The sequence below is a fragment of the Pseudomonas sp. NBRC 111133 genome (genome assembly GCF_001320605.1).
Taxonomy (GTDB): domain Bacteria; phylum Pseudomonadota; class Gammaproteobacteria; order Pseudomonadales; family Pseudomonadaceae; genus Aquipseudomonas; species Aquipseudomonas monteilii.
In genome coordinates, this window is record NZ_BCBJ01000112.1 from 1 (window position 1) to 9,058 (window position 9,058).

A 9,058-nucleotide genomic window follows, 5' to 3' on the forward strand; every position below is an offset into this window, starting at 1 on the left:
TCGCCTTGTCACGGACGATTTCCTCTTCATCCTCGAAGCACCGGATAGGTGGTAGCCGACCGGTGCGACGCCTTTGCTCACTGGTACTCATAAGCAGGATCCTCAGGTGTTCCAAGGGGTCTCGGGGCGCAGCCCTGAGCAGGGTGGTAGGCATCGCAAGGGAGTGAAACGACTGCCAGCGATGCCGGTTGGACGGACGCCATTTATGGCGGGAGTACAAACCCTACCCTGTCCAAAACTGTAGACCTCATTTCGTATCAAGGCTATCGTACGGAACTTGACTACGCAATGGATGCCCATAGAATCAGGGCATAGAGGACGTTAGGGGGGAGGCAAAATGGGATTCACCATTTCGCAAATCGAGAAGCTCATGGGCGATCTCGAAAACCTGCCAGAGGTAGAGCAACCGGACAAGCCGGTCTCAAAGCTGAAGGCAGTCGAGATGATGCAAGGATCGATAAAAGAGCTGCAATCACGCGGCTACAGCCTGGCGAAGATTTCCGAAATTTTGACAGCAGGTGGAATGCAAATTTCGGAGACAACGCTGAAAAGCTATCTCACTAGGGCGAGGGGTTCTGTGAAAGGCAAAACCCGGCGCACGCCAAAAGCCCGGGTTAAGGCTTCCGGCGAGGATCGCCAAGGTGGGAAAGAAAAATCCACTCAGGCCGGCGCGAAGGCGGCTCAGGGTGTACGTCAGGTAACAACCGGGGTAACACGAGATGGGAATCCCGGTTTCCAACCGAAAACAGATACGGATGACATTTGAGGAGCAAACCTATGAATGAAAAATCGACTACCCAGGTTGGTCAAATCTACGTCAGCGGTGGTGGCAAAGGAGGCGTAGGCAAAAGCTTCACTACGATCGGTTTGGTTGACACTTTGATCCAAGCTGGATTCAAGGTTTTGCTGATTGAATCGGATACCTCCAATCCTGATGTTTGGAAGATGTATAAAGACGAAATAGAGTGCAGGCTGATAGATCTGGACGATGCAAACGGCTGGATTGACCTGGTCAACGTCTGCGACGAATTCCGCGATCACGTTGTGGTAGTCAACACAGCAGCACGGAACAATAAAGGCGTAGCTGCGTACGGGGAAACGTTGAACAGCACGCTCGGTGAACTGAACCGGAAACTCATCACTCTCTGGGTGATCAACCGACAACGAGACAGTCTGGAACTGCTCAAGGAATATCGAGAGGCGCTGCCAGGATCAACTACTCATGTGATCCGAAATGCTTACTTCGGTGATGAAATCAAGTTTGAGCTTTACAACAATTCAAACATTAGGGAAAGCATCGAGGGCGCAGGCGGAAAGTCACTGATGCTGCCAGACTTGGCCGATCGGGTGAGTGATGATTTGTACAGCAAACGACTTTCGATCGGGAAAGCTTTGAAAGAATTACCAATCGGAAATCGCGCTGAACTGACCAGGTGGCGTCGCGATGTGAATAAGGTGATGGGGGAGGTTATCAATGGATGATATTGAGGTGGCTTTCGAGAAACTCTTAGGGAGGCAAGCCTCTGATAAAGAGGTGCAGGATCTCTATAGGGTTAAAAATGCATTGAATCTGCATAATAATGATTCGCTCTGGCTAATCTTAATGGCCTTGCAGTCCTACGACACGATGTATGCAAAGTATCCAGAGCTGATTGCCAGGCAGGTTGACAAACACGTTGACAAGCATAAGTCATTGTTTGCCGAGATGGCAGACGCAGAAACAAAAAAGGCGCTCTCTACATTGTCCGTTGCCGTAAGCGAAGCTAGTCAAGCTGTTGCGCTGAAAGTTGCTGATGCCGCTCGATGGAGAGCCTGGGGATTCGTTTTATTCGCGCTTCTTTGTTTTGCAGGCTTGTGCATGACTGTCGGGTTTGTGCTTGGTAGCGGACAGGTTCCTTATTGGGCTCAAATCGGCTCGGCAAGGGGACCACTCTTCAATATCGTCACGATAATCCTCAATGCCCCCGTCGGGTGGCTACTCCCCATTATCGCTGCTGGGTTATTCGGAGCAACATTCATATATCAAAGACCTACGATCAGGTCGGTCTTGTTGCTCGGGCTATTGCTGGCCTTATCGTTGCTTTCCCTGGGGTTTGTACTATGACAAGTGGGCCATTATTTTTTGGCCCATTTATTCCGTATAATATACACAATACGGAATTAGGATGTATAATGACTCTACGTCAATACGGAGGTCAATTATGGAAGCGTACTCAAACATCAAGGCGTATCGCAGTGTCGGCCTGGACATCAAGGGCTACAAGGAAGCTGAGACCTCCAGAGGCCTCGCTTGGTCCTGCAAAGTCTATCTCCACAAAAAAATGCTTGGGCTTGTATCCAACAATGGCGATGGCGGCATGACGCGGGTTGAAATCGACTCTGCTCAGCAAACGAACTTGGTTGCGCAGTTGAAAGCGCAAGGCTACCAACTTCAATTGACCTTCCAAGGGCACGCTATGGATGAGCCAACTGAAACGCCAGAATGGCTCGACATGGCCATCACCCAGATGATCGATGAAGTTGCCCAGCTGCGGAGATTGAAACGTCTCGGCAAGACTCATCTGATCGTCCTGCAGCATTCGAACTCACCAGAATTCTCCTTCTATAAAGCGCCTCCTAGTGACAACTCGATTGCTCGTATTCGTCGTCAGCTGGGCCCGGATCTGGCCTGCGTCATGAATGCGGAAATTGCCGCCCTGTAGGGCATTTAATGCTCGATCACTGAAGGATGGACCCTATGGACTTGAAAGACATGCTTAGACAGCTCGATGAAGAACTGCTTGCCGAAATCTTGGAAGCCGCGCATTGCGCCCTCAACCGACCAGGTGCAGCCAAACGAGTAGCAAAAGCAATGAACACTTCGGTTGACCGTGTTCGGACCCTGGCCTACATCTCGGCCCAGCTCAACCTGTGTCCAAGGCTTGTGCCAGACATCAGGACCATGAAAGAAATGGAAGCATTTCAAGCGCGCTTGAGCGCTGCATAGGCTCCCTCCCCCCGCGTTCATAAATTGGTGATAAAATACGTTATCACCAATTTTGGACAGGGAGTGGTTCTGTGGACTGGTTTGACCCTATGCGTGATTTTTTCGAACATACGCGCCGCAAACCCCCAAAAACGACCAAGCTAGAACAATCCGTTCAGTTAGTGACTGAGCGGGAAAGTTCGCACCCGCTCCAATTTGGCTATCCGTCTCCGACCTTTTACGCCGGCATTTACGCCGGCGCTACGCGCGTGGGTAGCATCGAATACGGTTTGAACCCGATCCTCGACCGCGTGTACGTTCACAAGATTGATGTGGACGATCAACACCGCTCAAATGGTCATGGCTTGGCCACATTAAAAGTGCTTCATGAACAGCATCGGGTTCCGATCGTGCCGGTTCATATCTGGGGATCTGCACTAGGCTTTTGGTCGAAGGCAAAATCTGCCTTGGCAAAGTCTGGTGGCTCCATTGCCTCTGAGATCCGTGGTGAAGATGAGATGGATGCGGAAACTCAACGGTGGGAGCGATTACTGAACGCGAAGCCTGTCGATCCTGTAGATACCAGCACGCCTAATAGACGACGGCGGATGCGCTGATGAAAGACATTCTGGTAACTAGGCAGCCTGGCAAACTTACTGAAGCGCAGTACCTGGCTCTATCTGAGGTGCCAGCTGCTACCGAGTGGTTGGCCAACATTGATAATCCGCAGACCCGCCGTGCCTACAGCATCGATATCGGCGATTTCACCGCTTTCGTCGGCATTGTCCATCCGGACCAGTTCAGAGAGGTTCAACGCGCCCATGTTTTAGCATGGCGAGCTGACCTCGAGCGCAGAGTGTTGTCTGCCGCAACCATCCGGCGAAAGCTTGCGGCGTTGACCAGCCTATTTGATCACCTGCTGGACAGTAACGCTGTGGCGGGTGGCAATCCCGTCCATGGCGTCAAGCGGCCTCCAAATGAGAGCAATGAAGGTAAGACGCCGGCGCTGGGTGACGACCAGGCCAAGGCACTGCTTGATGCTCCAGATCTGGACACCGTGAAGGGGCTTCGCGATCGAGCCCTGCTGGCGGTTCTCCTGTACCACGGCTTGCGTCGTGAGGAGGCTGCTATGTTGGATGTCGACGACCTGCAGGAACGCCGCGGCGTTCGTCATTTGAAAGTGCATGGTAAAGGTCGCAAGGTGCGCTACCTGCCGCTCCATCCAGTGGCTGCAGAGCGGATCCACCAGTACCTGGAAGCGGATGGGGAGCGGACCACGGGCCCATTGTTTCGCTCCGTTCGCGGGCGGACGCCTGGGGCGCGTTTGCTGGCCAACGGAATCTATTCGATCATCGGGTTTTGGGCCAAAACGGCCGGCATTGTGGTGGTTGGCCTTGGTGTGCATGGGCTGCGAGCTACTGCAGCAACCAATGCCTTGGAGCACGAGGCTGATATCGCGAAGGTCCAGACGTGGCTGGGACATTCCAATATCAGCACGACGCGGCTTTACGATCGGCGTGGCCAGCGGCCGGAGGATTCGCCGACCTACAAGGTCAAATATTGACGCGGATTATCCAGGGCATCATCAAACGCCGCGTTCGCACGTTCACGGAACAGATTGCGCCAGAAGAATGCCCATGGATTGAAAGCCAGAAACGGGCCAGTGACATACATTGCGAACGTTAGCGAGATGTCCGTAGGCAAGCCGATTTGCTTACTCACCATGCCGAGTGCGACGGTAATGCAAACAGCCTTGATTGCACCGCAAACGACATTGACCAGCTGGTCCCGCCAAAGCATCCGGTCGCGTAGCGCAGCGCGCATCGCAACTTTCCTGGCGATATCGGCCGCGAGCCACCTCCGCTCCATTTCTTCGAGCTCCTTCATACTGGCGACCAGTGCGTGGCACCGTTGTAGGCATCACCCCCTTCAGCGATGAACACCTGACCGGCTGGATCCACTGCGATAGCCCCTGGCTGCTCATTCTGAGGGTCGCGCAACTCATTTTTCCAACCGTATACGGTCCCCTGCCAGATCAGGACGATCCCTCCAAGATTGCATTGGTTGCTATCGCGCCAGTTCTGGGCTGTCTTCTGAAGGGTGCTGATTTCTAGTTCCATGAGTTCCTCCGCGAAAAAATCCAGTCCGGGATTAGTGGAAATTTTTCCGATACAGCCAGTAGTACCCGCCACCCAGAATCGCTGCGAGCCCTACCCACTTCACCGCGCTCGAGGCCCACCAAGAAACCGGTGGCGTGTGCCCTGGAAACGCCAGGCCGATTGCTCCCCACTCTGTCATCGCAGGCCAAAGCCCTCCCCAGATCGCCCCAACGGCCAGCGGTAGAACACCTATGGCAGTGATCATTCCAATACCATCAGGCTGGGTCTCGCACCAGAGACCTGTCCCGAGTATGCCGACCGCAATCAGCACCCCGAGCATCATCCAGGCGTGCGCGGCAAAGCTTACTTCCGGTAGCAACTGCAGCACACCGTGCGTGAAAGCCGCAGCAACTACAGCCACCAGCACAGTACCAACCGGTATCAGCCTTTCTGTTCCTACAAACATATCGATCTCCTTGAAGTGTGATCGAGGCGCCTACGCGCCTCGCTGCGGTGTACTCACTTGATGATGCGCTGGTGCAATTCGGCCAGCGATTCCGGCATAGGAATGTTGGCAATCGAAAGCAGCTGAGCGGCAGTGGCTTTGGTCCCGTCGACCGTCTTCTGCATTTTGCCCAATACCACGCACCGATTCTCCCACATGCCGTCGCTCTTTGACGGTTGAAGCGCTTCGAGCGGTCTCAACACATGCCACTTGGCCTTGCCTGGGTCAATGACCTTGGCGTTCTTCTCTTGAGGCGATAGATGCGTACCGTAAAAAAGCGCTTCACGACCGAACATCCCAAGCGCTTCCAGGAAGACCGCGTGTCCAATGACGAAATTCTCACGCACGTCCGAGGCAGCGATCTTGCCGGAAACCATATTGCCCCACTGGGGGATGTACTTCTCACAACCTTCGAGGAACTCACGCACAAGATCGGCGCAGTCCATTAGCTCATCATCACTCAGGCCAGTGATTGTTTTCTCACTGAGTCCCGTGAGCAGTGTCACGAATTTTTTGAAGGCAATCAGGCTCCAGAGCTTGGAAGAACGCATGCCTGGAGTACCGTTCTCGAAGTCGATCTTGCGCTTGATCGCAGGAAGCTGTGTGAGGAGATCCTGGAGCCAGGTGTTGTATGGATTGCGATGATCATACAGCGCATTGATCGCGCTGGACGGCTTCACCGCCTTGCTGTTGATATCAGCAAAGATCTGTTGAGAGCGCTGCAGGCCTTGGTCAAAGTGAATCTGTACCGGCGCCGTTTCATGGCGCAGCGTCTCGTCGTTGCGCAGTGCCATTTCGATAGCCAGGCGCCGGTGCTGCCCGTCATTGATCAGCATGGTGGCGCTCATGGGAATGTGTAGCGTGCCCAGCTGCTCGATGCCTTCAAGCGCTTCAAAAGCCATAGCCTTGTCGACGCTCGCCGTGAGCGCCGGCAGTACATAGGTGTCCCGGTTGTCGAGCATGTATTCACTGATAGATTCTGCCCGTTTCTTGTTCAACGCACGCTGAGCGCGCAATTCAGCAGGCACGGCTTCCTCTTCGTCGAAAACAAACAGGCGAGCCAGGATTGGGTATGGAATCTGGGCGAGAAAATACTCCTGCCCAGCCTGGATACCACGCACGGCTGGTACGGCAAAGCAGGGTTGGTTACGAATCTCGTCGATAGCTTTTTGAGCCTCGAACCCTCTTGCCCGCAAGTGTGCATGCTCCTGAGATCGGATCTGTTGCTCAAGATGTTCTGCCCGAACCTCTTCTTCGTACCACTCTTTGAGCTCCTCCAAAGTGATGCCTAAATGCTGCAGGTGATATCCAGCGTCGTCAGCCATTACGTTTCGCTTACCGGTGAGCTCGTCGGACAAGATTGCTCGCATCAGTCGCTTGCCATACTCACGGCGCTCATTCAGCTCATGTTGATTCAACAGGTCTTCCCGCAAATCCCCCTTCTTCACCAAGCTCTCTGAATGAACCGCCGCAAAAAGGCCGTACTCGCCTTTGCGCTTGTTGGCTTTGTCCGCGGCATTACGAGCCGCTGTGCCATCCCTGTGAATCGAAACAACCTCCCCCGGTACAAACCGCTGTGTCTCAAGGGAGCACGCTTCTTTGGCGATCACTGCGTCGTACATTCCAGCCTCCGATTACCTGGTGAGAATGCACAAATGATATTATACGTACGTACGTATGTACATATTTTTTTAGAAGGCAATGGCTCGGCGGCAGAGCTAACACATATATGTATTAGGGTATGTTTCTGCTACTGCGCTACCGTGCGCGTCTTCAAGCCAACCGGTCACATCTAGCCTGGAAGCAGCGATGCCCAAATACTCCAAGATCGAACCCTACGACTGGCTTCTGGGCCAATGCTACGACCGCATTGTGGCCTACCTGGCGGGCACGACTACGAATGCGGTCCAGATCCGTCGGGCCAACAAAGGCATCCCACCATATGCGGACGACAAAACGATCAGCAAGCCCTATGACCCGCTTTTGGGCACGATGTCGGACGTCGCCCTGGCAAAAATATTCTGCGTCACTGCGTACGAAATTGGCCGCCGGCGACGGCTATTGAAGGTGGATATTTACGAACCCCGCCAAGGGCAAAAACTGGAAGATTTCGATCATCTTCTCCCAACCACGAGTAACGCGGAGATTGCACGCCGTGCAGGCTGCTCCAGACAAGCTGTCGCCCAGCGCCGCAAGAGACTGAATCGTATGAAGCCTCTCCTCTCTTAGAGAGACGTTTGCATTCATATAGCCTAAAACATATATGCTTTAGGCTACCGAACACATCTATGTATTAGGCTCCGATTGGCCCTGGAGCTCTTTAACCGCGGCCTCGACGCGATCGCCGTACTCTTCCTTGTGGCGCTGACGGATCACCGACATCTCGAAGATGAGCAAGCTGACCTGCGGAGACAGCTGCGCTTCAATACTGGCCATGTCTTCCTTGATCACGCCGGATTTTTGCGCTGCAGTACGGCCAGGCGTACCAAAGAAAGTAAGCGCCTTTCGGAAATCTACTCCACGGCCGATAAGCCGCTCACACACGTGCTCAGCAACCGTTGGGGTTATGTCTAAGCCCGCATCACGAGCGATCACCAGCTCGGAAAATATCAATCCTCGCTTGCACCGCTTGTGCGCTGCTGCAACTCGTGCGCCGCATCGACCAGCCATAGATCTGGGATCCCCTACCCCAAGCGTCAGCATGTTCATAAACGCATCAAGGAGCTCGGCATACGCGGCCTCTATCTCCTCTTCATAGATCTGTAGCAGCCTTTCTTTTTCGAGAACTTGCATAGCTTTGCCCTGGCTAAAACATATATCTGTTAGGGCACTATAGGCGGAAGTCTCGGTAGCTGTCAGGCTGGAAGCGCCATTTGTCTAACCGGAGCTAGTCGCGCAGCAATTGCTGCATTACTGTATATGCAAACAGTATTAAATCGGTGCACCATGAATGTCGTATCTATCCAGCCCCTTCGAGACTCAAGCCAGCTCATTTCAGTTCTTGCCGGGACGGCTGCAGGCGGCTTTCCAAGCCCTGCAGCTGATTACTATGAGCCGCCGATTTCCCTGGATGAGTTGCTGAATATTCGGGCACCACACGTATGGATTGTGCGTGTCCAGGGCGAAAGCATGCGTGACGCGGGGATCTACGACGGCGGTGTCTTAATTGTAGACCGTTCGATCGCGGCGAGAACCGGCCAGATCGTTCTGGCCTACGTTGATAACCAACCGCTGGTGAAACGGCTGGCCAAGGCCCCCGATGATCGTTGGCTACTGGAATCGGCCCACCCCAACTATAAGACCATCACCCCTGATCAGTACGGCTCGATTGATGTGTTTGGGGTTGTAACCTGGGACCTGACCAAGCATGTCTGCTGACAGCTCCCGACCTATCTTCGCCCTGGTGGACGTCAACTCGTTCTACTGCAGCTGTGAGCGCATTTTTAGGCCCGAGCTGCGGCAGCGCCCCGTCGTCGTTTTAAGCAACTC

The 9,058-nt window shown here is 53.8% G+C and carries 14 protein-coding genes and 1 pseudogene; 10 read left to right on the top strand and 5 right to left on the bottom strand.

Annotated elements, in window-relative coordinates; translation table 11 throughout:
* Positions 1-337: 337 nt before the first annotated feature.
* The 7 genes from APH36_RS24825 to APH36_RS24850 all read left to right on the top strand — a co-directional run bounded on the left by APH36_RS24825 (position 338) and on the right by APH36_RS24850 (position 4,529).
* Positions 338-766 (top strand): hypothetical protein, encoded by a 429-nt coding sequence (locus APH36_RS24825; protein WP_060500897.1) that lies wholly within the window; start codon positions 338-340, stop codon positions 764-766.
* Positions 767-777: 11 nt separating this feature from the next.
* Positions 778-1,482, top strand: a complete 705-nt coding sequence (locus APH36_RS24830) for a protein mobD (protein ID WP_060500899.1) — start codon at positions 778-780, stop codon at positions 1,480-1,482.
* Positions 1,475-2,104 carry a hypothetical protein gene (locus tag APH36_RS24835; protein ID WP_054903762.1) on the top strand — a complete coding sequence of 210 codons (630 nt, stop codon included), beginning with the start codon at positions 1,475-1,477 and terminating at the stop codon, positions 2,102-2,104. Before APH36_RS24830 ends, APH36_RS24835 begins: the two co-directional genes overlap by 8 nt.
* 97 nt (positions 2,105-2,201) lie before the next feature.
* Positions 2,202-2,702 (top strand): hypothetical protein, encoded by a 501-nt coding sequence (locus APH36_RS24840; protein ID WP_054903761.1) that lies wholly within the window; start codon positions 2,202-2,204, stop codon positions 2,700-2,702.
* Between the two features lie 35 nt (positions 2,703-2,737).
* Complete coding sequence (locus APH36_RS24845; protein WP_054903760.1) at positions 2,738-2,986, top strand: hypothetical protein; 249 nt, start codon at positions 2,738-2,740, stop codon at positions 2,984-2,986.
* 71 nt (positions 2,987-3,057) lie between these two features.
* Positions 3,058-3,582 (top strand): N-acetyltransferase, encoded by a 525-nt coding sequence (locus APH36_RS31825; RefSeq protein WP_124180119.1) that lies wholly within the window; start codon positions 3,058-3,060, stop codon positions 3,580-3,582.
* Positions 3,582-4,529 carry a tyrosine-type recombinase/integrase gene (locus tag APH36_RS24850; protein WP_054903759.1) on the top strand — a complete coding sequence of 316 codons (948 nt, stop codon included), beginning with the start codon at positions 3,582-3,584 and terminating at the stop codon, positions 4,527-4,529. Before APH36_RS31825 ends, APH36_RS24850 begins: the two co-directional genes overlap by 1 nt.
* Here the strand turns inward: APH36_RS24850 and APH36_RS24855 are convergent.
* Genes APH36_RS24855 through APH36_RS24870 form a run of 4 tightly spaced genes read right to left on the bottom strand, consistent with a single transcriptional unit; the run spans position 4,511 to position 7,191 of the window.
* Positions 4,511-4,852, bottom strand: a complete 342-nt coding sequence (locus APH36_RS24855; RefSeq protein WP_124180120.1) for a hypothetical protein — start codon at positions 4,850-4,852, stop codon at positions 4,511-4,513. The genes APH36_RS24850 and APH36_RS24855 overlap by 19 nt on opposite strands.
* Positions 4,849-5,085, bottom strand: a complete 237-nt coding sequence (locus tag APH36_RS24860) for a hypothetical protein (protein WP_054903757.1) — start codon at positions 5,083-5,085, stop codon at positions 4,849-4,851. Before APH36_RS24860 ends, APH36_RS24855 begins: the two co-directional genes overlap by 4 nt.
* Positions 5,086-5,116: 31 nt before the next feature.
* Positions 5,117-5,530, bottom strand: a complete 414-nt coding sequence (locus APH36_RS24865; RefSeq protein ID WP_054903756.1) for a hypothetical protein — start codon at positions 5,528-5,530, stop codon at positions 5,117-5,119.
* Positions 5,531-5,583: 53 nt separating this feature from the next.
* On the bottom strand, positions 5,584-7,191 hold the full coding sequence (locus tag APH36_RS24870) for a DNA sulfur modification protein DndB (RefSeq protein WP_054903755.1): 1,608 nt from the start codon (positions 7,189-7,191) through the stop codon (positions 5,584-5,586).
* Positions 7,192-7,378: 187 nt separating this feature from the next.
* Between APH36_RS24870 and APH36_RS24875 the strand changes: the two genes are divergently transcribed.
* Complete coding sequence (locus APH36_RS24875) at positions 7,379-7,798, top strand: AsnC family protein (RefSeq protein WP_054903754.1); 420 nt, start codon at positions 7,379-7,381, stop codon at positions 7,796-7,798.
* A gap of 57 nt (positions 7,799-7,855) precedes the next feature.
* Here APH36_RS24875 and APH36_RS24880 read toward each other — a convergent pair whose 3' ends face one another.
* Complete coding sequence (locus tag APH36_RS24880) at positions 7,856-8,362, bottom strand: hypothetical protein (RefSeq protein ID WP_054903753.1); 507 nt, start codon at positions 8,360-8,362, stop codon at positions 7,856-7,858.
* A gap of 153 nt (positions 8,363-8,515) precedes the next feature.
* Here APH36_RS24880 and APH36_RS24885 point away from each other — a divergent pair, with 153 nt between their 5' ends.
* Positions 8,516-8,947 carry a LexA family transcriptional regulator gene (locus tag APH36_RS24885; protein WP_054903763.1) on the top strand — a complete coding sequence of 144 codons (432 nt, stop codon included), beginning with the start codon at positions 8,516-8,518 and terminating at the stop codon, positions 8,945-8,947.
* Positions 8,937-9,058: pseudogene (locus APH36_RS31215) on the top strand (hypothetical protein); the annotation flags it as partial. The gene APH36_RS24885 and the pseudogene APH36_RS31215, both read left to right, overlap by 11 nt.